This is a genomic window from Paraburkholderia ultramafica (genome assembly GCF_902859915.1).
GTDB lineage: Bacteria > Pseudomonadota > Gammaproteobacteria > Burkholderiales > Burkholderiaceae > Paraburkholderia > Paraburkholderia ultramafica.
Genome location: NZ_CADIKK010000029.1, coordinates 54,878 through 76,196, shown reverse-complemented (window position 1 = coordinate 76,196; position 21,319 = coordinate 54,878). Strand labels below are relative to the sequence as shown.

21 protein-coding genes are annotated in these 21,319 nt (G+C 64.5%); 14 read left to right on the top strand and 7 right to left on the bottom strand.

Going from position 1 to position 21,319, the window contains the following annotated elements; all coding sequences use genetic code 11:
• Positions 1-38 precede the first annotated feature (38 nt).
• Positions 39-215, top strand: a complete 177-nt coding sequence (locus HV744_RS26565; protein WP_175152345.1) for a hypothetical protein — start codon at positions 39-41, stop codon at positions 213-215.
• Positions 216-414: 199 nt separating this feature from the next.
• Here the strand turns inward: HV744_RS26565 and ppk2 are convergent, their stop codons facing one another.
• On the bottom strand, positions 415-1,233 hold the full coding sequence (gene ppk2, locus HV744_RS26560) for a polyphosphate kinase 2 (protein WP_175152344.1): 819 nt from the start codon (positions 1,231-1,233) through the stop codon (positions 415-417).
• A gap of 248 nt (positions 1,234-1,481) precedes the next feature.
• Between ppk2 and HV744_RS26555 the strand changes: the two genes are divergently transcribed.
• On the top strand, positions 1,482-1,685 hold the full coding sequence (locus HV744_RS26555) for a hypothetical protein (RefSeq protein ID WP_175152343.1): 204 nt from the start codon (positions 1,482-1,484) through the stop codon (positions 1,683-1,685).
• Here the strand turns inward: HV744_RS26555 and HV744_RS26550 are convergent.
• A complete protein-coding gene (locus tag HV744_RS26550) occupies positions 1,675-2,262 on the bottom strand; it encodes a BPSL1445 family SYLF domain-containing lipoprotein (protein ID WP_175152342.1) in 588 nt (195 codons plus the stop codon). The genes HV744_RS26555 and HV744_RS26550 overlap by 11 nt on opposite strands.
• A gap of 644 nt (positions 2,263-2,906) precedes the next feature.
• Between HV744_RS26550 and HV744_RS26545 the strand changes: the two genes are divergently transcribed.
• On the top strand, positions 2,907-3,314 hold the full coding sequence (locus HV744_RS26545; RefSeq protein ID WP_175152341.1) for an RT0821/Lpp0805 family surface protein: 408 nt from the start codon (positions 2,907-2,909) through the stop codon (positions 3,312-3,314).
• Between the two features lie 315 nt (positions 3,315-3,629).
• On the opposite strand, the gene HV744_RS26540 is transcribed toward HV744_RS26545, so the two are convergent.
• Positions 3,630-4,106, bottom strand: coding sequence for a glycine zipper domain-containing protein (locus tag HV744_RS26540; protein ID WP_175152340.1), 477 nt, complete (start codon positions 4,104-4,106; stop codon positions 3,630-3,632).
• Positions 4,107-4,622: 516 nt separating this feature from the next.
• Here HV744_RS26540 and HV744_RS26530 point away from each other — a divergent pair.
• The 3 genes from HV744_RS26530 to wrbA all read left to right on the top strand — a co-directional run bounded on the left by HV744_RS26530 (position 4,623) and on the right by wrbA (position 7,893).
• Positions 4,623-6,389, top strand: a complete 1,767-nt coding sequence (locus HV744_RS26530; protein WP_175152338.1) for a SulP family inorganic anion transporter — start codon at positions 4,623-4,625, stop codon at positions 6,387-6,389.
• A gap of 235 nt (positions 6,390-6,624) precedes the next feature.
• The gene (locus HV744_RS26525) at positions 6,625-7,215 is read left to right on the top strand and encodes a hypothetical protein (protein WP_175152337.1); all 591 of its coding nucleotides are present in this window, start codon (positions 6,625-6,627) and stop codon (positions 7,213-7,215) included.
• A gap of 75 nt (positions 7,216-7,290) precedes the next feature.
• Positions 7,291-7,893 carry an NAD(P)H:quinone oxidoreductase gene (gene wrbA, locus HV744_RS26520; RefSeq protein WP_175152336.1) on the top strand — a complete coding sequence of 201 codons (603 nt, stop codon included), beginning with the start codon at positions 7,291-7,293 and terminating at the stop codon, positions 7,891-7,893.
• 193 nt (positions 7,894-8,086) lie between these two features.
• Here wrbA and HV744_RS26515 read toward each other — a convergent pair whose 3' ends face one another.
• The 3 genes from HV744_RS26515 to HV744_RS26505 all read right to left on the bottom strand — a co-directional run bounded on the left by HV744_RS26515 (position 8,087) and on the right by HV744_RS26505 (position 11,486).
• Entirely contained in the window at positions 8,087-9,100 is a 1,014-nt protein-coding gene (locus HV744_RS26515; protein WP_175152335.1) for a hypothetical protein, read from the bottom strand.
• 16 nt (positions 9,101-9,116) lie between these two features.
• The gene (locus HV744_RS26510; RefSeq protein WP_175152334.1) at positions 9,117-9,374 is read right to left on the bottom strand and encodes an RNA-binding protein; all 258 of its coding nucleotides are present in this window, start codon (positions 9,372-9,374) and stop codon (positions 9,117-9,119) included.
• Positions 9,375-9,695: 321 nt separating this feature from the next.
• Positions 9,696-11,486 (bottom strand): SulP family inorganic anion transporter, encoded by a 1,791-nt coding sequence (locus tag HV744_RS26505; protein WP_175152333.1) that lies wholly within the window; start codon positions 11,484-11,486, stop codon positions 9,696-9,698.
• A gap of 467 nt (positions 11,487-11,953) precedes the next feature.
• On the opposite strand from HV744_RS26505, the gene arcA reads away from it, so the two are divergent.
• From arcA to HV744_RS26465, 8 genes are all read left to right on the top strand, one after another.
• Positions 11,954-13,210 (top strand): arginine deiminase, encoded by a 1,257-nt coding sequence (gene arcA, locus HV744_RS26500; protein ID WP_175152332.1) that lies wholly within the window; start codon positions 11,954-11,956, stop codon positions 13,208-13,210.
• A gap of 283 nt (positions 13,211-13,493) precedes the next feature.
• Positions 13,494-14,663 carry an AI-2E family transporter gene (locus HV744_RS26495; RefSeq protein WP_175152331.1) on the top strand — a complete coding sequence of 390 codons (1,170 nt, stop codon included), beginning with the start codon at positions 13,494-13,496 and terminating at the stop codon, positions 14,661-14,663.
• 158 nt (positions 14,664-14,821) lie between these two features.
• Entirely contained in the window at positions 14,822-15,079 is a 258-nt protein-coding gene (locus HV744_RS26490; RefSeq protein ID WP_175152330.1) for a hypothetical protein, read from the top strand.
• A gap of 297 nt (positions 15,080-15,376) precedes the next feature.
• Entirely contained in the window at positions 15,377-15,739 is a 363-nt protein-coding gene (locus HV744_RS26485; RefSeq protein WP_246279206.1) for a hypothetical protein, read from the top strand.
• 298 nt (positions 15,740-16,037) lie between these two features.
• A complete protein-coding gene (locus tag HV744_RS26480) occupies positions 16,038-16,541 on the top strand; it encodes a hypothetical protein (RefSeq protein ID WP_175152329.1) in 504 nt (167 codons plus the stop codon).
• A gap of 298 nt (positions 16,542-16,839) precedes the next feature.
• A complete protein-coding gene (locus tag HV744_RS26475) occupies positions 16,840-18,267 on the top strand; it encodes a DUF3300 domain-containing protein (protein ID WP_175152328.1) in 1,428 nt (475 codons plus the stop codon).
• A gap of 12 nt (positions 18,268-18,279) precedes the next feature.
• A complete protein-coding gene (locus HV744_RS26470; RefSeq protein ID WP_175152327.1) occupies positions 18,280-19,203 on the top strand; it encodes a DUF2950 domain-containing protein in 924 nt (307 codons plus the stop codon).
• 210 nt (positions 19,204-19,413) lie between these two features.
• Positions 19,414-20,256: a hypothetical protein gene (locus tag HV744_RS26465; RefSeq protein WP_246279205.1), complete on the top strand. Its 843-nt coding sequence runs from the start codon at positions 19,414-19,416 to the stop codon at positions 20,254-20,256.
• Between the two features lie 84 nt (positions 20,257-20,340).
• Here HV744_RS26465 and arcC read toward each other — a convergent pair whose 3' ends face one another.
• Complete coding sequence (arcC, locus tag HV744_RS26460) at positions 20,341-21,279, bottom strand: carbamate kinase (protein ID WP_175152325.1); 939 nt, start codon at positions 21,277-21,279, stop codon at positions 20,341-20,343.
• Positions 21,280-21,319: the final 40 nt, after the last annotated feature.

Genomic DNA, 21,319 nt, shown 5'->3' with positions numbered 1-21,319 from the left:
GTGAAATCCGCTCGGCATTTTCTCGTAAATGCACGGCCATGCCAGCGCTGTCAGGTCAAAAAAAAGACGAGAGATCTGCAGGTTTTTTCGGGGCGCTTAATAACCTCGCCTGCACGGCGAGTGATGAGATTTTATTAGCGCCAGCGTGGATATGCGATGCGGATATCAACACGCGGATTGAAGTCGTCGACGACGAGCGTCGCGTCGCGTTTTGAGTGTGGAATCTTCCGGCCGACGTGTGCCCACCTGGCGAAAAGAGACGGCCTGCTGGCCGAAATTGCGGGAAGCCACGGAGTACTTCAAAGACGAATGTGTCGTCGACACGCGGCAAATGCGTACACCGCGCACTCGAAAGTCAGGCGCAAAGCGAAACAGTCCGCTTTTTTTGACTCGCGTACGCGCAGCCAGCCGCGCTCAGAATTTGTCGGGCACGTACTTGTACGGGTAGTCCGGATTCTCATACCCGTGCGCTTTCTGTCGCGCCGGCAACGTGATCTTCTCGCGTGGCACGGCTTCGTAGGGAATCTGGCTCAGCAGATGACTGATCAGGTTCAGGCGTGCGCGCTTCTTGTCGTTCGACACCACCACATTCCATGGTGCGTATTCGGTATCCGTCGCCGCCAACATGTCATCGCGCGCGCGCGAATAGTCGTACCAGCGGCGATAGGATCCGATGTCCATCGGCGAGAGCTTCCATATCTTGCGCTCGTCGTGGATCCGCGCTTCGAGCCGCCGCGTCTGTTCTTCGGCGCTCACCTCCAGCCAGTACTTGAGCAGGATCACGCCTGAATGGATGATCGCGCGTTCGACGAGCGGGACGACCCGCAGAAACTCCTGAACCTGTTCCTCCGTGCAGAAGCCCATCACGCGCTCCACCCCTGCGCGGTTGTACCAGCTGCGGTCGAACAGCATGATCTCGCCCGCCGCGGGCAGATGCGGCAAATAGCGCTGAATGTACATCTGGCTCTTTTCCCGATCGGTCGGCGCCGGCAGCGCGACGACCCGGAAGATGCGCGGACTGACACGTTCGGTGATCGCCTTGATCGTGCCGCCCTTGCCTGCGCCGTCACGCCCTTCGAACAGCACGCACACCTTCGCGCCGCTCTTCACCACCCACTCCTGAAGCTTGACCAGTTCGGCATGCAGCCGCGCCAGTTCCTTCAGATAGGTCTTGTTGTCGAGCTTGTCTGCGCGCTTCGCACCCGTCTTCCCGTCATCGGCCATTTTTGACATGATTTCGCCTCCGTGCCTTCCGGTCGCAGCCGGGTCTTATACCCTGCTGACTATCGTCGCCGGGTGGGCGGCGGGCAATAGGACTTTAGGCTGATGGTGCCGCGCAGCCAGCCTGATCCAATGCATCCGGAACCTCGATCGCATGCGCGCGAACCTCAACCGGACGAGTGAATCGATACCGTTGCGCTCGGGCAACTCGTCGCGGATAGCCGGGCCTGCAATAAGAGCCGATACGGTAAGGAGTCTTCATGAAACCGGAAAAGCGCGTGCCTTTGCTCGACCCCGTCGATCGGGTCTCTGAAATCCTGTTCGGCCTGATCATGGCCGTGACTATCGTCGGTTCCGTGTCGATCGGCTCCGCGACGCGCGATCCGGGAAAAGCGGCGACCGTTATGACCGCTCAGGCAATCCTGGCGCAGCGAGGCAAGCCGCCCGACCGGTTCACAGATTGAGCCTGGTCACCTTCGCTCCATTCACCGAAGCGTCCGCCATCAGACCGGTATTGGTGAGTACGAGGGCCACCACCTGCGACGAAGCCGATGACGTATCGATCGCACCGTTCGCGCCCACTTTCACGACCGACACCGCCACGTCGCCGCCGGCCGACCAGCCAGACGCGCTCTGGAACTTGGCGAGCGCCTCCTGCGTCATGAACATGAAAATGACGGCGGTGGATTGAGCCCCGGCCTGGAATCCAAACGACGCCGCCGCCGTGCTGTAGTAGCCGACCGTCTTGCCGCCGACACGCAATGCGCCTTCGCCATACTCGGCGCCAACGATGAAGGCCGCCTTCTTCACGTCCGGGAACACCAGGACGCCCTGGGCCTTCGCTGCGAGTTCGCGTGAGCCTTGTACCGTCGAGAAGAGCCGGGACAACGTGCCATCGACACTCGCGTCGATCGCCTGGCGCTTCGAGGCATCGGTTTCAGGGCTCTTGCCGCTGCCCGGCGTCGTCGTGCAGCCCGCAAGGGCCATAGTCGCAACGGCCGTGGCCACCGCGGTCTTCAGCACAAAGTTCCGTCTGTTCATTATTGACCTCCATTGTGGTTCCGAGGCGAATCCCCGGTGCGTGGTTCTGACCACTTCGTCCTTCGATCCGGTTCCAGCCAATAGCCTGACAGTCGGGCGCAACGTGCCTCGTCGCGACTTCCAGTAAGACGCGCTTCACGGTTCATCTGCTGCGTGGCGCAAGTTCGCACCGCCTGCCATGTCTGCTTCGGGCAACCGGCGGCGTTGTAACTGCGGATGGGTACAGCCGCGGCCATGCGGAACACGCCGGGCGGTCACGTTACCGGGGACTTCCGGTTTCCGCCCGATTACATGATGTCATGGCGCCGCATGGGTGGAATCGGACTTTGGTCTTACAGCACGCCAAAATCCGCGCCTGATGACGCACGACGACGCCGGGAATGCACGCCCGCCTGCGTCGAAATACTTTGGATAGGCCCAAGGTCCGATTCCCGCGCGCCTGCCGGGTGACATGATGTAAGGGAAAAGCCGGATTGGTTGCGGTGAAAGCCTGCTTCGTCCCGAAGGCGAACGCCACGCGGATCATCTGTCGTTCGCGCGCAGCGCCGGGCGTCGCCATGAATTCCGGCAATCTATCGTCATCCTGAGCAAATTGAAGACGTGTGTGTTGCACATCGTGCCTGCGCGTCGAGGAGGAACGGAAAATGCCACTGAAGATCCGCACGCCGCTGCGTGCCACGCAGTTTGCCGGCCTCGCTTTGGCTGGCGCGCTGCTCAATATGAACGCCGTCGCCGGCACGTCGAATCTGGGCTTTCTCAACAACACGCCCCTCGCCTACATGAAACAGCCGGATATGGACTCCCTGAACCGCGCCATCGATAGCGCGCTTGAGTCGAAGGCGGACGGCGAAACCGCTGCATGGAACAATCACGGTCTCGGCAACGGCGTGGCGATCGATGCGGACCTGACACCCACTCAGACCACCACACAAGACCAGCGGACCTGCCGCCACCTGGCCGTGACGCTGCGCGCCAAGGGCCAGTCGCTCGACCTGCATCCTCAATACTGCCGGGCAGGCAAAGGGAAATGGCAACTGCTGAAACGTAAATAGTTGCTCCCTTCGCAGCCGCCGCGTTCAGGCCAGCATTGCGTGACGCGACCATGAAGCCCGTCGCGAGGCGCTTCAGAGCACAGTGCGAGAACGGGATGCGGGTCGCCCGGATCGTCGCTCGGGACGATCACGTTGCCCCCATGCGTCGCGACGCCGCCCGAACTTGCGACGCATGCTGCGCCCCAGCGCTGCATGCAGGCGCTGCTGGCCTGCGGTGACATCAGGCCGTGCATCACGATTGAGCGGCGCGGTCGAGCGCCGCGTTGGATCACGCGATCACGCGCACGCCGGCTCACCGCGGCGTGCGCTCAACGCTTAGTTGACCGTGTAACCGCGCCCCTGCATGCAGGCGCCCCAGGCGCGATAAAAAGTATCCATTGCCCCCTGGGTCTGCGCCTGGCTGTTAGCCGCTGCGGCCTGCCGATTGTTGCGCGCCCGCGCCCCGCCAACCATCGTGCCGCCTACCGCGCCGACCGCGGCACCCTTGCCCGCATCGCCCGCGATTGCACCGATCGCCGCGCCGCCGGCCGCGCCACGCGCCGCGCCCCTGAGGCGTTCACCGCCGCCCACCGCCGGTCCCGAAGGCGGCGGCGGCTGGTTCGCGGCCACCGTCGCTGGATCGATGCCCGTGTTGCTTTTGGCCCACGCATGGCATGCGCCGTCGTCCTGCTGCTGCTGTTGCTGGCTTTGCCCTTTGGCGGGATAGGCGACCGGCCTCGCGTGCACGGCGGAGCCGACCAGCACTCCGCCGACGATGACCGCGCTAATGTAGCGTTTCCTGTATGTGTTCACAGCAACTCCTCGATTGTGCGCGCGATGACGGCATCGCATTGCGCGCGTGTGCCTGTGCGCCTCGTGCCATTCAACATGGCGACCTGCATGCCCTGCAGTTGACGCATGCCGTCGGCGCTGACGGCTTCACCGTCACGCTGAACGCCCGACGTCGGTCAGCGATCGTCAGCGGCCTGTGCGACCTGCCCATAACCTGCCTGCTGTAAAGCGCTCGCGCGCGCCCCGCGCTGCGCGGAGCAAACCGTCACAGTCCTGCTTCCATGATTGCGTTGCGGGTCCGGCGAACACAATCGGACCATGGTCTTATCCGCCAGACGAGGCAGCGGGACCCACGAGGAACCAGGACCAAAGTCCGATGTCCGCCGCCCCTCGCAAGGGCTACGCTGGATGAGCGGCATACGATCGTCGGCGGATCGTCGGCGTCAGGCGTCCGTGTCCGGACTGCGCGTGTCCGGACTGCGATGTCGGCCCGCCGATCCCGCCTCGACCCCGGCGCCACGAAAGGAGACGCCCCTAATGACCGACGCACCTCGCCCGCCAGGCGAAACCATCAACCCGGCGCCTGTTGCCGGGTGGCGCGCCGTGTTTCCTCCCGCGCAGTGGCTGCCCGCCTATCAGGCGAAGTGGCTGACGCGCGACTCGATTGCCGGCGTGACCCTCGCGGCCTATGGCATTCCGGTGTCGCTCGCTTACGCTACGCTCGCCGGGCTGCCCCCGCAATACGGCATCTACTGTTATCTGGTGGGCGGCCTCTTCTACGCGCTGTTCGGATCTTCGCGGCAACTCGCGATCGGCCCGACATCGGCGATTTCGATGCTCGTCGGCGTGACGGTCGCGGACATGGCCGGCGGCGACCCGGCGCGGTTCGCCTCCATAGCGGCGCTGACGGCGATGCTCGTCGGCGGCATGTGCGTGGTGGCGTGGATTCTGCGGCTGAGTTCGCTCGTCAACTTCATCAGCGAAACGATCCTGCTCGGCTTCAAGGCCGGCGCGGCGCTCACGATCGCGCTGACCCAGTTGCCCAAGCTGTTCGGCGTGCCGGGCGGCGGCGAACAGTTTTTCGAGCGCATCGCGGTGCTGGCTGGCCAGCTCCCCGCGACGAATTTCGCGGTGCTCGCGTTCGGCCTCATTGCCCTCGCCCTCCTGCTGCTCGGAGAAAAGCTTCTGCCGGGGCGGCCGGTCGCGCTGCTGGTGGTCGCGATGTCGATCATTCTGCTGTCGGTCACGCCGCTCGCATCGATGGGCTTCAAGGTCGTCGGCGTATTGCCGCAGGGCTTGCCCGCGTTCCATCCGCCAGGTTTGCGGGTGAGCGACGTGGACGGCGTGATTCCGCTGGCATTCGCGTGCATCCTGCTGTGCTATGTGGAAAGCGTGTCCGCCGCGCGCGCCATTGCGCAGGCGGACGGCTATGAAATCGATCCGCGCCAGGAGCTGCTCGGCCTCGGCGCGGCCAATCTGGCTGCCGGCTTCTTTCAGGGTTACCCCGTAGCGGGCGGACTCTCGCAGTCTTCCGTCAACCACAAGGCTGGCGCGAAGACACCGCTCTCGCTGGTGTTCGCGTCGATCACGATTGGTCTCTGCCTGATGTTCCTCACGGGTCTTCTCACCAATCTGCCCAACGTGGTGCTCGCCGCGATCGTGCTGGTCGCGGTGCAAGGCCTGATCGACATTCGTGAGCTGCGCCACGTGTGGCGAGTCAGCCGTTATGAATTCCTCGTCGCGATGGTGGCCTTTGCTGCCGTGCTGCTGCTGGGCATCCTGAAGGGCGTGCTCTGCGCGGTGCTGGTGTCGATGCTGCTGCTCATCAGCCGTGCTGCCCACCCGCACGTCGCGATCCTTGGACGCATTCCCGGCGCACGCCGTTACTCGGACCTCGAACGCCATCCCGACAACGAGCCTGTGCCGGGCGCGTTGATGTTCCGCGTCGAGGCGTCGCTGCTGTACTTCAACGCCGACCATGTGCGTACCACGGTCTGGAGACGAATCCGCGGCGCCGCGGCGCCGCTCAGGCTCGTGGTATGCGATCTGTCCACCTCGCCGTTGGTCGACCTCGCGGGCGCGCGCATGCTGGCGACGCTGCACTCGGAGCTGCGCGCAGCCGGCACGCGCCTGCGGCTGGTGAACGCGCATGCGGGCGTGCGGGACATCCTGCGCGCCGAGGGGCTGGAAGAACAGGTCGGCTATTTCGGGCGACGCGTGTCGGTGGCCGATGTGATCGACGAGTGGCTGGGCGTTGCCGGTTCTGGCACGACCGCACCGTCCGGCACGCAGACCTCACGTTAGCGGGCACACGCACAGGGAGGAACACAGGATCAGACAGCGAAAGAATGCGCCAGACACCGGCTGATACCGGCCCGATGTCACGCGTAATCCGATCAGTCCACGGGCGGGCCCTGAAGCCCGCCGGTCCGGAATCGTCGATGCTCCTGCGCTTCACGCAGCGATGCACGGCATAGCGGGTTCTGCATAGGTCCAGACCAGCTACCGGGGAAGCTTCATCGTTTCAAAGGAGAGCTCAATGAAGAACGGAAAATTGCTGGTCATCGCCGCCCTCGCAGCCATCACACCAGCCGCATGGGCACAGACGCAACCCCATGTGGAAATGCACAAAGCGCCGGGCCAGGCCACCATCAAGGGCACCACCAAGGTGACGGCCACGGTGGAGAGCATCGATCCCGCGACGAGAACCGTCGTGCTGAAAACCAGCAACCACAAGATCGTCGAAGTGGAGGTCGGGGATGAAGCGCGCAACTTCGACCAGCTCAAGGTGGGTGACGTCGTCACGGTCGTTTACCGGGAATCGCTGACCCTGAGCCTGAAGAAAAACGGCGGCGCCGCGACCTCGGTCGAAGAGAAGCCCTCAATGGAGCGCACCCCCGAGGGAAGCAAGCCCGGCGGGGCCATCGGCCGGCAATTGACGATCGTCGCCGACGTCGTCGAGGTCCACCCCAAAAGCAGGATGGTCACGCTGAAAGGTCCCAAGGGCAACACGGTAGACCTGCATGTGGCAAACCCCGAGCAGTTCGCCAACATCAAAAAGGGGGATCAGGTGGAGGCGGTGTACACCGAAGCGCTCGCCATTTCCGTGGAGCCGGCAGCGAAAAAGTAGCAGCCCGCGCCGGCCGCCGCCGCCGTCGCGCGCGCGGCGGCCGGCATGCGAGGCCCAACCCAGCAGGAGGAAAACATGGCAAAGGTACTGGTGTTGTATTACTCGATGTATGGCCATATCGAAACGATGGCCAACGCTGTGGCCGAAGGCGCACGCTCGGTACCCGGCACCGGGGTGACGCTCAAACGGGTGCCCGAAACGATTGCCGAGGAGCAGGCCCGGACGATTGGCGTGAAGCTGAATCAGGCGGCTCCGGTTGCCACCCCGGCTGAGCTTGCCGATTATGATGCCATCATCTTTGGCACGCCCACGCGATTCGGCAACATGGCTGGCCAGATGCGTACCTTCCTTGACCAGACCGGCGGCCTGTGGATGAGCGGCGCACTGGTCGGAAAGATCGGCAGCGTATTCGCGTCGACGGGAACCCAGCACGGTGGCCAGGAAACCACGATCACGTCGTTTCACAGCACGCTTCTGCATCAAGGCATGGTGATCGTAGGTGTGCCGTACGCATGCGCGGGACTCACCAACATGGCCGAGATCACCGGCGGCACGCCATACGGTGCGACCACCCTCGCCGGCACCGACGGAAGCCGGCAGCCCTCGCGCAACGAACTGGACATCGCACATTACCAGGGCAAGCACGTTGCCGAACTCGCGAGCCGCCTGTTCCGCTGAGCGCTACGGCCGCATGACGTGAATACCGGCCCACCCGCCATGTCGTGTCCAGCTCGCGACCGTGGCGGGTATCCCGAACAATGCAAAACGATCCGGCAATGGAGCAAGCCTTGCGATACCTGGCTCCTGAACAATAGAAAGACCGTGTGCCCAGGCGGTAGGCAAAAACCTCGAACCTTCACACCGCACCGGGCTACAGCGCCCGCATGGCCGCGTCGATATGCAGTCCGTCCGGCAGCAAGCCGTCGCGGCGATAGCGCACCAGTGCAAATGCACGCATTTGCGGCGGATTGCCGGGCAGGCGCGCGATGTCGAATTCGATCTCGTGGCCGGCTTGCGTGACTGTCTCCTGCACCACGTTCATCAGATCGATGCGTACCCGCTTCTTCGTGATGTAAAGGTGGGTGGACGGATCGGACAGCACCTCACAGACACGCTCGAATTCAAGTTCGATCAAATTCGTCGGCACCCTGAGGGCCGCGAGATCGTTTGCGTTTTCCTCGATCCTTGCCTGCACGCGGGCTAGTTCCTCGGCATCGTCTTGCGGCTCGTGCCCCACCATCGAGCTCACGCCGGCGCCCTGACTCTGCAGCAAGGCCAGCCGTTCACGCAGCAGTTCGCGCCCCTGCGCCACCAGATTACGGCGATCGGTTGCCAGCATCTCCAGCCCTTCCAGCGCCAGCTGATCGACCAGCAGCCGTCCGATTTCCTGACGCAGCTCGACCTCCGTGCGCCCGCAAATCCTCGTGCGATGGTCGCTGAAGCACAGCGTGGTCTGCGCGACATCGTTGCGTATCGAATCGCCTTCGAGCGCGACGCCCAGCACATGGCGCTCGGTCAGCGTCATCCCCAACACCGCATACGCTTCGACCGTCTCGGGATAGCGGTCGAAATGCGCGCGCAGCTCTCTCGATCGGCTGAAAATGCGCGGCATGTCGTCGGGCGTCGCGAAGAAAGCCCGGATGCACGGATCGGACGACCAGGCCGCCGCGCTCGCCTCGTGCGGCGCCGGCAACGATGCGACCAGAGCGTCTTCGTATCGGACCGATACCGTCACCGCCTCGGTAAGACGCTCGCGGTAGCGCCGCGCCAGCCCCAGGCGCGGATTGATCGCGAGGATGCGTTCGATCGCTTCTGTGACCCGCTCGCTTTCCTCCTGCTCGGCCCGGTCTTCACCGCGATTGATCAGCCAGTCAAGGATGCCCATATGCCCCTCCGCCAAATCATTCCTCGGACCGGCCGGTCATGACCTGCACCGTAATCTTCCGGTTGTGCCAGAACATGTCGTGCACGCGGGGCTGCAGACGGCGCAGCAACTCGGGCTCGACACCGTCGAACGTCAGCACCACCGCGGGCCGGAACCCGTCACCCGGGACGCGCTGGATGCTGTCGAACGGCGGAAAACCGTACTTGACCAGAAACGCCTTGATATCTTCATCGGGCACGTCCGCGTCGACGTTGCTCACATACAGATCCGCCATGATTGTCCCCATCGGTGAACGACGCCTCATGCCGGTCCGATCGTGCGTCGTGCGAGCCATCTGCACGTCAGAGTCGCCCTGTCCGGTTTGGAGCACTTTGATGCAAATCAGGATTGCGCTCGTTGCGGCGCAAAAAGCGGCCGCTCACGACGACTGTAGACGAGCAAAGCCGCATGGACAAGGAAGCAATCCGCGTGAACGGGAGCGACCATGACATCCGTTCAACCCGCGGCAAACGCGCGCTGCCGTGCGGCGCAACTACAGCCTGCCGCTGCGTCTGGTGCTGCTTCCGATCCGTGTTTTCGCGGTTCCTCGCGGCGCTCAGCGGCTCCTGTCCTCCCAGTCCTGCCAGTCCACCCGATGGACCGCGAGATAGCTGCTGACGGCGGCACCCATGGTCGGAAAGAACGCCTCCTCGCCCAGCCGCGCGAACAGCCCGAAGCGCTTGAGCTTGTCCTTGACGGGATCTTTCATCTCGGCCACGCACAACTGGATGCCTGCCGCGTGCAGCGTGTCGTCCAGTTCGGCCAGCATGTCGGCGGACGTCACGTCCACACTGGTGACGGGTTCCGCCGCGACGATCAGCCAGCTCACCGGCGTAGGCGATGTATCGACCGCATCCAGCACCCGCTCGTGGAACACTTCGGCGTTGGCGAAGAACAGCGGAGCGTCCCAGCGGAACAGGACCAGCCCGGGGATCAGGCGCGCGTCCGGATAGCGCGTGATGTCATGGTAGCCCTTGACGCCGTCCGCGCGGCCCAGAACCGCCGAGTAGGGTCGCCAGGCATCCCACAGGAATTCGATGAGGGCAATCACGATGGCGAGGCCGATGCCCTCGATCGCGCCCAGCGCGGCCACGCCGACCGTACAGACGATCGATAGCCAGAATTCCCAGCGCTGGATGCGAGAGATGCGTCGCAGGTCGGTGATCTCGATCAGTCCGATGGCCGAGGCGATCACGACCGCGGCCAGTGCGCTGTTGGGCAGATTGCGCAGGAGGTCCGGCGCCACCATCAGCAGCAGCGCAACAGCCAGCGCGCCGACGACCCCGGTCAGTTGCGTTCTGGCGCCCGCCGCTTCGGCCACGGGGGTACGCGACGAACTGCTGCTGATCGGAAAGCCCTGAAAGAATCCGGCGGCAAGGTTGGCGGCGCCGAGCCCGATCATCTCCTGGTTCGGGTCGACATCGGTCCTGGTGCGGGCCGCATAGACTCGCGAAAGCACGCTGGTGTCGGCGAACGAAACGAGAGCGACCGCGCATCCGCCTATCAGGACGGGAACGATATCGGCGGTGGTGATCCAGGGAATGGCGAACGCGGGCAGACCTTGCGGAAGCCTGCCGAGGACCGACACCCCGGCGCGTGCCGCAAGGTCCAGCAACCCGACGACGACAGTCGCGCCTGCCACGGCGATCAGGATGCCGGGCAAGCGCTTGTAACCCTTGAGCAGCAGAATCACGGCCAGGGTGCCTGCGCCGATCATGAACGTGATCCAGTTCGCCTTGCCGGCCAACACCGCCGTGGCGGTGGCCCAGACGTTTGCCAGCGGTCCGCTGGCCTTGATCGACAGGCCGAAAAGCTTGGGCAACTGGCTGCCCAATACCGCCAGCGCGATGCCGTTCATGTAGCCGTAGCGGATCGGTTTGGAAAGCAGTTCGGTGATGAAGCCGAGGCGTGCCACGCCGGCCGCAATGCACACCGTCCCCGACACGACCGCCATCATGGCCGCCACGGCGATCGCGCGATGCGGGTCGCCGCCGGAAAGCGGCAGGACGACCGCGAGGATGACAGCGGCCAGCGACGAATCCGGGCCCAGCACCAAGATCCGGCTGGGTCCGACCAATGCGTAAGCGAGCAGCGGCACGATGGACGCGTACAGCCCGTAAATGCCAGGCACGCCCGACGCCACCGCATAGGCGATGCCCACGGGCACCAGCATCGTGGTCAGCACCAGGCCGGCGACGATGTCGTGCCGCAACCATGCGATGCGGTAATCGCGCAACGTGCGAAGTCCCGGCAGCCATCGGCTCCAGCCGGTCTGCCGGACGGCCGTCGTGCGGCGCGCAAGCCGGCCCGGTTCCGCAACGGGCGACGAAGAATCCGGATCGCTCATAAGAACTCACGTGGTCGGTGCAACGGGCTCTGCCCGTCATGGCGAGGTCGAAACACAGCCGTGAAGATCGGTATCCGGTCCCGGCCGTGCCGGGTCGGCATGGCCGGCACGATGCCCTGAGCATGGCTCAAGAAAAACACAGAATACCTGCCCCCGTTATTGGACTTTGGTCCTATTGGCCCGGCGCGGGCGATCGCGCCGCTTCGTGATCGAGCGCCTTGCGGATATAGGACCTTAGGCCAATTGCCTTCGACCGCATGGTGTGATTTTCTGTTACCGGAAGTCAGGGCGACTACCCGTTTGAATGGTCTTGAGTCTCCGGGAAAAACCTGTGCGTGCGATGGCGGGAAAACCCGCTTGCACGGACCTCGGGAAAGCTGTCCTGATCTGTGTCGCGAACTGAGCGTGGCTTGCGGCCGCCGGACTCTGGAAGCGCTCTCTCGCCCACTGATCTCAGGAGAAGCGTGATGAGTACTGAGACATTCAAGCTCGGGGTCCACTCCGAGGCCGGCAAGCTGCGCCGCGTGATGGTGTGTTCGCCGGGACTCGCGCACCAGCGTCTGACGCCCGGCAACTGCGACGAACTGCTGTTCGACGACGTGGTCTGGGTCAGTCAGGCGCGGCGCGATCACTTCGACTTCGTGACGAAAATGCGCGAACGCGGCGTTGAAATCGTCGAGATGCACAATCTGCTCACCGAGACCGTCCATCACCCGCAAGCGCGCAAGTGGATTCTCGACAGAAAGATCCGCTCGAACACGACCGGCGCGGGTCTCGCCGGCGAGGTGCGAAGCTGGCTCGACAGTCTCGAGCCGAGGCGGCTCGCCGAGTTCCTGATCGGCGGCGTGACCGTCGAAGATATTCCGGATTCCGGGCACAGCAATACGCTGAAGCTGTTCCGCGAATACCTCGGGTACGCCAGCTTCGTGGTGCCGCCCCTTCCGAACAGCGTGTTCACGCGCGATACCACGTGCTGGATCTATGGCGGCGTCACGCTCAATCCACTGTACTGGCCGGCGCGCCGTCAGGAAACGCTGCTCGCCGCCGCGATCTACCGCTTCCATCCGGACTTCGCCAATGCGAAGTTCGAGACCTGGTATGGTGACCCCGACGTCGATCACGGCTTGTCGACGCTCGAGGGCGGCGACGTGATGCCGGTCGGCAAAAGCGTACTGCTCGTGGGCATGGGCGAGCGCACGAGCCGCCAGGCCATCGGTGAACTCGCCCAGGCGCTGTTCTCGAAAGGCGCCGTCGAGCAGATCATCGTCGCGGGCATGCCCAAATCGCGCGCGGCGATGCACCTCGATACGGTGTTCACGTTCTGCGACCGCGACCTCGTCACGATCTATCCGGAAGTCGTGAAGGAAATCGTCGCCTTTTCGTTACGACCGGACGACGCCAGCGAGTCGAAGTTCAGCATGCGCCACGAGGACAAACCTTTCATGGATGTCGTGGCCGGCGCGCTCGGCCTGGCGAGGCTGCGTGTCGTGGAGACCGGCGGCAACCGTTTCGCCGCTGCGCGCGAGCAATGGGACGACGGCAACAACGTCGTGTGCATCGAGCCCGGCGTGGTGATCGGCTACGACCGCAACACCTACACCAATACCCTGATGCGCAAGGCCGGCGTGGAAGTCATCACGATCGCGGCGAGCGAGTTGGGGCGCGGCCGTGGTGGCGGCCATTGCATGACCTGTCCGCTGATCCGCGATCCGCTCGATTACTGAACGGCTGAGGCTGTGCCCAGGCACGCTGCGTTGCTCGAAGCGCCGCACGAATGCTCGCCTGTGCGCTGCGCGCTTCGGTAGGACCAAGGTCCGATAGTCGTGATCGGTCGCGCTGGTAAGCTGGACATGCGGCGTGTGCGCCGCCTCGCGCCCGCCTCCGGGCGTGGCGTGCTTGCGTGTCAGCGCCGGTCGTAGCGCGGCGCATGCCGGGGCGGGATGTCCCGCGCCGGCGGTCTTTCAGCATCACTCCGGCGCTTGCGGCGCCACAGGAGTTCGTCAGGCCATGAACGACGTTGCACCTGCCCCGGCAACCGGCCAGCCAACCAACGGCGGCGCGCGCCCGCTGCCGGATCTGCCGCGCGCCGTGCTTGGGATCGGCGCGATGTTGCTGCTGGGCGGCGGCAGTCTGTATGTCCTCCTGCCGTTCGCGCCCGCGCTGATCTGGAGCATCATGATCGTCGTCGCGACATGGCCTGCGTTCATCCGGCTGCAGCGCGCGCTGGGCGGACACCGCGGAGCGGCGGTCTGCGTGATGCTGCTGGTGCAGCTCGTCGCGATTGTGATTCCCGTCTATGGCGCAGTCTCGACACTCGCGGACCATGCCGCCGAAATCATGGCGTTCGTGAAAGGCTTGCCGACCTACGCGCTGCCGTCGCCGCCGCGCTGGCTCGGCGCGATTCCCGTGATCGGCGAGCGCATCGCGCACGAATGGCAAACCCTGTCGGATGCCGGTCCCGGCGGCGCGCTCGCGCGAATCCAGCCGTACATGGTCGACGGCGCACGCTGGCTGCTCGCGCATGTCAGCCTGCTCGGCGTGTTCGTCCTGCATCTGCTGCTGATGATCATCGTCTGCGGCCTGCTGTACGCGAAGGGAGAAACCGCCGCGCAACTCGTCATCCGGGTCGCCCAGCGGATTTCGCCGCACTACGGCGCCGACATCATTCGCCTCATCGGTCTGGCGATTCGCGCGATTGCGCTCGGCATCGTGGTCACGGCGGTCGTGCAGGCTTCGCTTGCCGCAGCGGGCGTATGGGTGGCGGGCATTCCGTTCGCCGGCGTGCTGAGCGCACTGCTGGTGCTCACGTGCCTGGTACAGATTGGCCCGCTGTTGCCGCTGCTCGGCTGTGTCGCGTGGCTGTATTCACGTGACTCGAACGTGGCTGCGCTGTTGCTGCTGGCGTGGGCGATCGGCGTGAGCATGCTCGACAACATCCTGCGCCCGATTCTGATCCGGCGAGCGGTCGCGCTGCCGATGGTGCTGATCCTCGCCGGGGTGCTCGGCGGCGTGCTGTCGATCGGCGTGGCGGGACTCTTCATCGGTCCGGTGGTGCTCGCGGTGACGTACCACTTGCTGCTGGCGTGGGTCGGCCTGCCGGACGCCTCGGCCCCGCAGGGCGGCGAGCCGCAGATCGCCGATACGACCGGCGACCCCGACAAGGTTGTCCGAAACTGAAGCGAGCCACGGGAACGAGAGAACTTTGCGGAACCCCTCACCCCGCACGCGATGCAATGCCTTCATGGTGCGATCGACGGCAGGCGCGGATTCGATCGCTGTCAGTATTGTTTTGACTGGATGCAGGTTACGCGACATCGTCCATCGGAGATCACATCATGCCAGCATGGAACCGCCGGTTCATCACCGTGGTAGCCGCGATGTTTCTGGCCACCATGTCGACGCAGTCGTGGGCCACTGAGCAGGCGCAACAACGCCGTGCTGGGCGTGACGTCCGCCAGGAGACACGGCAGGGTTCACGAAACACCAAGCAGGAATGCCGCGCGACAGACCAGAAAAGCAATTCGCAATGCCGGCAGGATAAGCGGCAGACCAAGCAGCAAGGGCGTCAGACGGCGCGCGATATCAAGTATTGAGTAGTGGGCGCCAGTCGTGAAAACCGCGCCGTACGCTTGCTGCATGATCGAATGCGGCGATCGTACTGCACGCGCCGGCCGCCGCTCTGCTCGCCGCGCATTGCATGACTTGCTGCGTAATGCTTGCGCGCGCAACACCGCAAAGGACAGGATCGCCGCGATTTACTGGAGGCCGCATGCCGGGACAAGAATGTATGCATTGCCGGGCGTCGTATTCAATCGAGGGGAACAGCGATGACTCCATCGAGTAAGCGTCAATCTCACGCGCCCAGGGGCTACGTCATTCGAGCCGGGTCAGTGAAACGCGAGGATGTGATCTTCAAGCGGCTCGTACTCGTCAGTGTCTGCGCGTTGTTGCTGCCATTGACCGGATGCCCGTATTACGCGGTGCCTGCCGGAACCGTCGTCACCACACCGGCCAGCTTCGACCGGTCCTTCTCGGCCGCGGCGGGCGCAATTAGCGACGAAGGTCTGGCGATTACCGTTCAGGATCCAGCCAGCGGCACCGTCGTCGGTGGACTAAACGGCAGCACCGTCACGGCGAGTGTGCGCCAGCAAGCCGATGGCAGTGTCGTCGTGCAGTTCAATTCGCCCAACGCCCGCGATCCCACATTGCTCGATCGCATCTCGCGCGGCTACGACCGACGAATGGGACGCTGAACGCGCTTGTTTGACGGCCAGCGTTGCATCCCATTCATCATGAGCGGCCGTCCCGATCAATGCCTAAGAACCAGGATGTGAATGTTGTGCTCGCGCGATTTGTGCAAATGATTTCGCACTGCGACGCGCAGTTCGGTGATGGATGATCGCGCACATAACGGCAGCCTGTCCGCTCGATCAATAAGGTCTATAACTCATTCAGGCATCACACAGGCCGGCCGTTGCCGTTGACGCAAGTCGTCTGCGCAGTATCCCGGACAGACGGCCTCGGACACCGCGTCTTTGTGGGAGAACGATCATGGATAGCCGGGCTGCAAGGTTAGTGATCTGCATCGCGGTATTGGCCTTCACGGGCTGCGCGCAACCGTATCAGCAGATCGAAGTCGGTTCGGATCAGGCGGCGTTGATCGCACGCATGGGACCGCCGAAGGAAATCTACGATCTGCCGAATGGCGGCAAGCGGCTGATGTGGCCGACACAGCCGATGGGCACCACGACGACAGCGGCCGACATCGATGCATCCGGCAAGGTGGTGAGTGCCCGGCAAGTGCTGCAGGAAAACGAGTTTTATCGCGCCGAGGTCGGCAAGTGGACGCATGACGACGTGCTCGTCAACTTTGGCCGTCCATTCGAGAAATCCTATTTCCCGTTGATGAAACGGGAGGTGTGGTCATACCGCTATCAGGAAAGCAATGTCTTCTACATGATTTTCAACTTTTACTTTGACGATCAGGGCATCGTGCGACAAACCCAGAAGTCTCCGGATCCGTTGCGCGATCCTAGCCGGCGGAGCATGTTCTAGCAGACTCCACGACGCTCGCGACAAGCTCGGCTGCGCTGAAGTGCGCTAACTATCGCGTGGCGCGCGCCGACGTCATTGCGTGCCTCGCACCACGCCGCGTCAGCATCGTTTTCGCTTGCATCGCACCCGTTTCGAAAGTGGTAAATGGACTGCGTATTTGCGTCACAAGACCCGTTGGATGTTCTAACATCATATTGGGTAGAGATCGCACACTCACGCATAGGATTCTGCAATTCGCCGTCATTTGCAGCGGGCCTGATTAGTTCGGATACCTGTCAACCAGTCTGAAGGAGCAGCCATGTCCCTGTGGAATCACCGATGGGCCACAGTGCTATGCCTGTGGATGCTTGTCGCGCTGACCCTGGGGGCGGGCGTTGCGCGTGCTCAAACCCAGCCGGCGCAGCCGCGCGAGCCATTCAAGCCGGAAGAAATCGAGGCGCTGGTCGCGCCGATCGCCCTCTACCCCGACTCCGTGCTGTCGCAAGTGCTGATGGCGGCGACCTATCCGCTCGAGATCGTGCATGCGGCACGCTGGGTCAAGGCCAATCCGAAGGTCACGGGCGACGCCGCCGTGAAGGCCGTCGAAAACCAGACATGGGATGTCAGCGTGAAATCGATGGTGGCCTTCCCGCAAATTCTCGAGCCGATGAGCGACAAGCTCGACTGGACCCAGAAGCTCGGCGACGCGTTCCTCGCGCAGGAAAAAGACGTGCTCGCCGCCGTGCAGCGCTTGCGCGCTCGCGCCAAGGATTCGGGCAACCTCAAGTCGAACGAGCAGCAGAACGTGATCGTCGAACCGGCGCCCGCCGGCGGGCAGAGCATCGTGAAAATCGAGCCCGCCAACCCGCAGGTGATCTACGTGCCCGCCTATAACCCGACCGTCGTATACGGTGCGTGGAGCTATCCGGCCTATCCGCCAACCTACTGGCCGCCCCCGCCGGCCTATTATCCTGGCGGCGCGCTGATGACGGGGTTCGCCTGGGGCGTCGGGCTCGCTGCCGCCGGTGCGATCTTCGGCAATTGCAACTGGGGCGGCGGCGACGTCAATGTCAACGTCAACAAGGCCGCGAACATCGATCGGAACTTCGACCGCACCAAGGTCGAAGGAGGCCGCTGGCAGCACGACGGGAGCCATCGCCAGGGCGTCGCCTATCGCGACAACGCGACCCGCGAAAAGTATTCGCGCAACGTCGGCGGTGCGGAGGGGCGTAACGATTTCCGCGGCCGCGACACGGCGGGCGGCGGGCGCGCCAACACCGCCGACCGGGCGGGCGCGGGCAATCGCGCAGGGACGGCGGACAGGTCGGTTGCCGGCGACCGCGGCGGCGGACGCGGCGCCGGTGGTGTTGGCGGTGCCGGTGGTGCCGGCGGCGGACGTGGCGTCGGTGGCGTCGGTGGTGCCGGTGGTGTCGGCGGTGCCGGCGGCGGACGCGGCGCCGGTGGTGTCGGTGGTGCCGGTGGTGCCGGTGGTGCCGGTGGTGCCGGTGGTGCCGGTGGTGCCGGTGGTGCCGGTGGTGTTGGCGGTGTCGGCGGTGCCGGCGGCGGACGCGGCGCCGGTGGTGTCGGTGGCGGCCGCGACAGCGCATTTCAGGGCGTGGGCGCGGGCGGCGCGACCCAACGCAGTGCCGACCGCGGACGCTCCAGCATGCAGAGCTCGGGCTTCAACCGGCCGAGCGGCGGCGGCGGCATGCGGGCGGGCGGCGGCGGACGCGGTGGAAGACGCTAGGGAGATCAGAACATGACAGCACCGTTACGATTTCGCTCGGGCGCGTTGGCAGGCGCGTTGCGCACTGCCGCCGTGGCGTGCGCGCTGTGTCTCGGCGCGCTGCCCGCGGCTCACGCCGAGAAGGACTTCAGTTCTCCCGATGCCGCGATGAGTGCATTTGGCGAGGCCGTCACCCACAACGAAGAGGCCACGCTGCAAGCCATTTTCGGCCAGCACTTTCGCGACCTGATTCCGCCCGCCGACGCCGAAATACGCGCCCGCTTCCTCGATGAATGGGGCAAGTCGCACGAGATCAAACAGATCGACGACCACCATGCGCAGATCGCAGTCGGCGACGACGGCTGGACCTTCCCGATTCCGCTCGTGAAGAACGCCCAGGGATGGCGTTTCGATATGCGGGCGGGCGCCGAGGAAATGCGGCTGCGGCGCATCGGCCGCAACGAGCTCGCCGTCATTCAGACGATGCTCGCGGTCTACGACGCGCAGCGTGAATACGCGCTCACCGACCATGACGGCGACGGCCTGCTATCGTATGCGTCGAAGCTGGTGAGTTCGCCGGGGAAACAGGACGGCCTGTACTGGCCGACGCAAGCGGATGCGCCGCCCAGTCCGCTCGGGGCCGCCTTCATCAGGGCGACCGCGCGCAGCAACAAAGACACCGGATACCACGGCTATCACTACAAGCTGCTCACCTCGCAGGGCTCGCACGCGCCAGGCGGCGCTTACGACTATCTCGCGCACGGCAAGCTGTTTGGCGGCTTTGCCGTCGTTGCATGGCCAGTGCGGTACGGGGACACCGGCATCAAGACCTTCATGGTGAGTCACGCGGGCCAGGTCTACGAGCGCGACCTTGGCCCCGATAGCGCGGCCAAGGTGAACGCGATGCCGTCGTTCGATCCCGGGCCGGGCTGGGCGAAGGTGCAGCCGCAGCCTTGAAGATGGGCAAAGCGCTGGTCCGGCCGCCCGCTGACGGCCGCAGCCAGCCAAGGTCCGCCGATCCGGCCTAAAACAAACTGTGCGTCTCCACATTCCGGCGAGGCGATAAACTTTTCCATCCCAACGTTCAACGGGCTAACCAACGCGTATTGCGCTTCAGTACCGGGAAGCGACATGAAACGTTCCGCCTCTTGTCTCGCTACGCTGATCGTGACGCTCGCGGCCACGACGTTGGCCAGTGCCGCGATACACCGTGATCTGGACTCCCTTGCGCTGCCAGCCGATGCCACCGCGGCGGCATCGGCCGACGCCGGACCAGGCGACCTGGGGAGCGTCTTTTCCAGCTATGGCATCGACCCGGACTCGAACAAGGCCCGCATCGTCGTCGCGTGGGTGGAGAAGATCCGCCAGGACCCGCTCATCGCGGTCGGCATCCCAGGTGGCGCGCAGCGCGTCGCACAGATCTTTCTCGATCCGGCTGCGCGCGAGGAGCTCATGGCGAGCGGACTCGCGCGCCTTGCGCCAGCGGATCGCTTCAGGTACGTGCAGCTGCTGACGAAACTCCTCGACGAACAGGTCCCCGTCAACTGTTTTGGTCTGCTGGACATGCGTGCGGTGATGACTCGCGTTTCGCTGCGCGAGATGTCGGAATCCGACGTCGAGCAGTATTTCAGTCTGCTCCATCAGGTTCTGGTCAGCGAAGCGTCGCATGCGCCGATAACCGAGCCGACCCCGCAGCAGTATGCCGCCGCGGAGCGTCAGTTCACGCGTGCGGTGATCACGGAACTCCAGGGCGACCAGGCGGACGTCGACCGATTCGCGTTCTATTCGTCCCATCCGTCGCAGGCGACGCCGTTGGATGTGTGCTGGGCGACGCGAGTGGCCTTGCACGCGATCATCGCGATGCCTGACCCCGAGCGGGACCATGTTCTGTTTCAGACCATAGTGCCGCACGACGGGAGCGACGCTTCGTCGGCGGGGCAGCTCGGCACGTCCGGCAAAGCCTTCGTGTCGCCCGCAGCGTCGCAGTCCGGCGCCGACCACGCGCCGTAGCGCGAGCGCATTGGCGGCGCTTTCACGCTGCGCCTGCCGGTGCTCTCACAGCGAGCGTGCCGCCTTGCACTGCACGGCCCTACGCTACGCGGACGGATAAAACCCGATGCCTGGCTTGCGCACGCTGATCCTCGTGCCCGCCGCGCCTTGCGTGATCGCGACGATATCGGCAAGCGCGCCGATCACCGCGTCCTTGCCGGTCTTGCGCGCGAATTCGATGGCCGCCTGCACCTTGGGCCCCATCGACCCCGACGCAAAGCCCAGCTTTTCGAGCTCGTCGGGATGCGCGTCGGCAATCGCTTTTTGCGTCGGCTTCCCCCAGTCGACGTAGGCCGCGTTCACGTCGGTTACGATCACGAGCAGGTCCGCCTCGAGTTCCTGCGCAAGCAATGCGGAACACAGATCCTTGTCGATCACCGCCTCCACGCCGTGCAGCTTGTGATGCTCGTCGTAGCACGTCGGAATGCCGCCGCCGCCCGCGCAGATCACGATCGTCCCTTTCTCGAGCAGCCACTTCACCGGACGCATTTCGAAGATCCGCCGCGGCCGCGGGCTCGCGACGACGCGCCGATACTTGTCGCCGTCCTCCGCGATGCTCCAGCCCTTTTCCTGCGCCAGCCGCTGCGCCTCTTCCTTCGAATAGACCGGGCCGATCGGCTTGCTCGGATGCTGGAATGCGGGGTCCGCGAGATCCACTTCGACCTGGGTCAGGATAGTCGCAAACGGGACTTCGAACGGCAGAAGATTGCCCAGTTCCTGTTCGATCATGTAGCCGATCATGCCCTCCGTCTGCGCGCCGAGCACGTCGAGCGGATACGGCGCGACTTCCTTGTAGGCCGCGCTTTGCAGCGCCAGCAAGCCGACCTGGGGACCGTTGCCGTGCGCGATCACCAGTTCGTTGCCGCTCGCCACGCTCGCGATCTGCGTGGCGGCAAGCTTGACGTTCTCGCGCTGCTGGCTATCCGTCATCGGCTGACCGCGCTGCAATAGCGCATTGCCGCCTAATGCAATGACGAGGCGCATGATGTGACCCTCCTGCAAGACGCGTCGCGTGCGGCACGGA

Coding starts and splice junctions, on each gene's coding strand:
- HV744_RS26565 (WP_175152345.1), top strand. CDS start 39: ATGCCAGCGCTGTCAGGTCAAAAAAAAGACGAGAGATCTGCAGGTTTT.
- ppk2 (WP_175152344.1), bottom strand. CDS start 1,233: ATGTCAAAAATGGCCGATGACGGGAAGACGGGTGCGAAGCGCGCAGAC.
- HV744_RS26555 (WP_175152343.1), top strand. CDS start 1,482: ATGAAACCGGAAAAGCGCGTGCCTTTGCTCGACCCCGTCGATCGGGTC.
- HV744_RS26550 (WP_175152342.1), bottom strand. CDS start 2,262: ATGAACAGACGGAACTTTGTGCTGAAGACCGCGGTGGCCACGGCCGTT.
- HV744_RS26545 (WP_175152341.1), top strand. CDS start 2,907: ATGCCACTGAAGATCCGCACGCCGCTGCGTGCCACGCAGTTTGCCGGC.
- HV744_RS26530 (WP_175152338.1), top strand. CDS start 4,623: ATGACCGACGCACCTCGCCCGCCAGGCGAAACCATCAACCCGGCGCCT.
- HV744_RS26525 (WP_175152337.1), top strand. CDS start 6,625: ATGAAGAACGGAAAATTGCTGGTCATCGCCGCCCTCGCAGCCATCACA.
- wrbA (WP_175152336.1), top strand. CDS start 7,291: ATGGCAAAGGTACTGGTGTTGTATTACTCGATGTATGGCCATATCGAA.
- HV744_RS26515 (WP_175152335.1), bottom strand. CDS start 9,100: ATGGGCATCCTTGACTGGCTGATCAATCGCGGTGAAGACCGGGCCGAG.
- HV744_RS26510 (WP_175152334.1), bottom strand. CDS start 9,374: ATGGCGGATCTGTATGTGAGCAACGTCGACGCGGACGTGCCCGATGAA.
- HV744_RS26505 (WP_175152333.1), bottom strand. CDS start 11,486: ATGAGCGATCCGGATTCTTCGTCGCCCGTTGCGGAACCGGGCCGGCTT.
- arcA (WP_175152332.1), top strand. CDS start 11,954: ATGAGTACTGAGACATTCAAGCTCGGGGTCCACTCCGAGGCCGGCAAG.
- HV744_RS26495 (WP_175152331.1), top strand. CDS start 13,494: ATGAACGACGTTGCACCTGCCCCGGCAACCGGCCAGCCAACCAACGGC.
- HV744_RS26490 (WP_175152330.1), top strand. CDS start 14,822: ATGCCAGCATGGAACCGCCGGTTCATCACCGTGGTAGCCGCGATGTTT.
- HV744_RS26480 (WP_175152329.1), top strand. CDS start 16,038: ATGGATAGCCGGGCTGCAAGGTTAGTGATCTGCATCGCGGTATTGGCC.
- HV744_RS26475 (WP_175152328.1), top strand. CDS start 16,840: ATGTCCCTGTGGAATCACCGATGGGCCACAGTGCTATGCCTGTGGATG.
- HV744_RS26470 (WP_175152327.1), top strand. CDS start 18,280: ATGACAGCACCGTTACGATTTCGCTCGGGCGCGTTGGCAGGCGCGTTG.
- arcC (WP_175152325.1), bottom strand. CDS start 21,279: ATGCGCCTCGTCATTGCATTAGGCGGCAATGCGCTATTGCAGCGCGGT.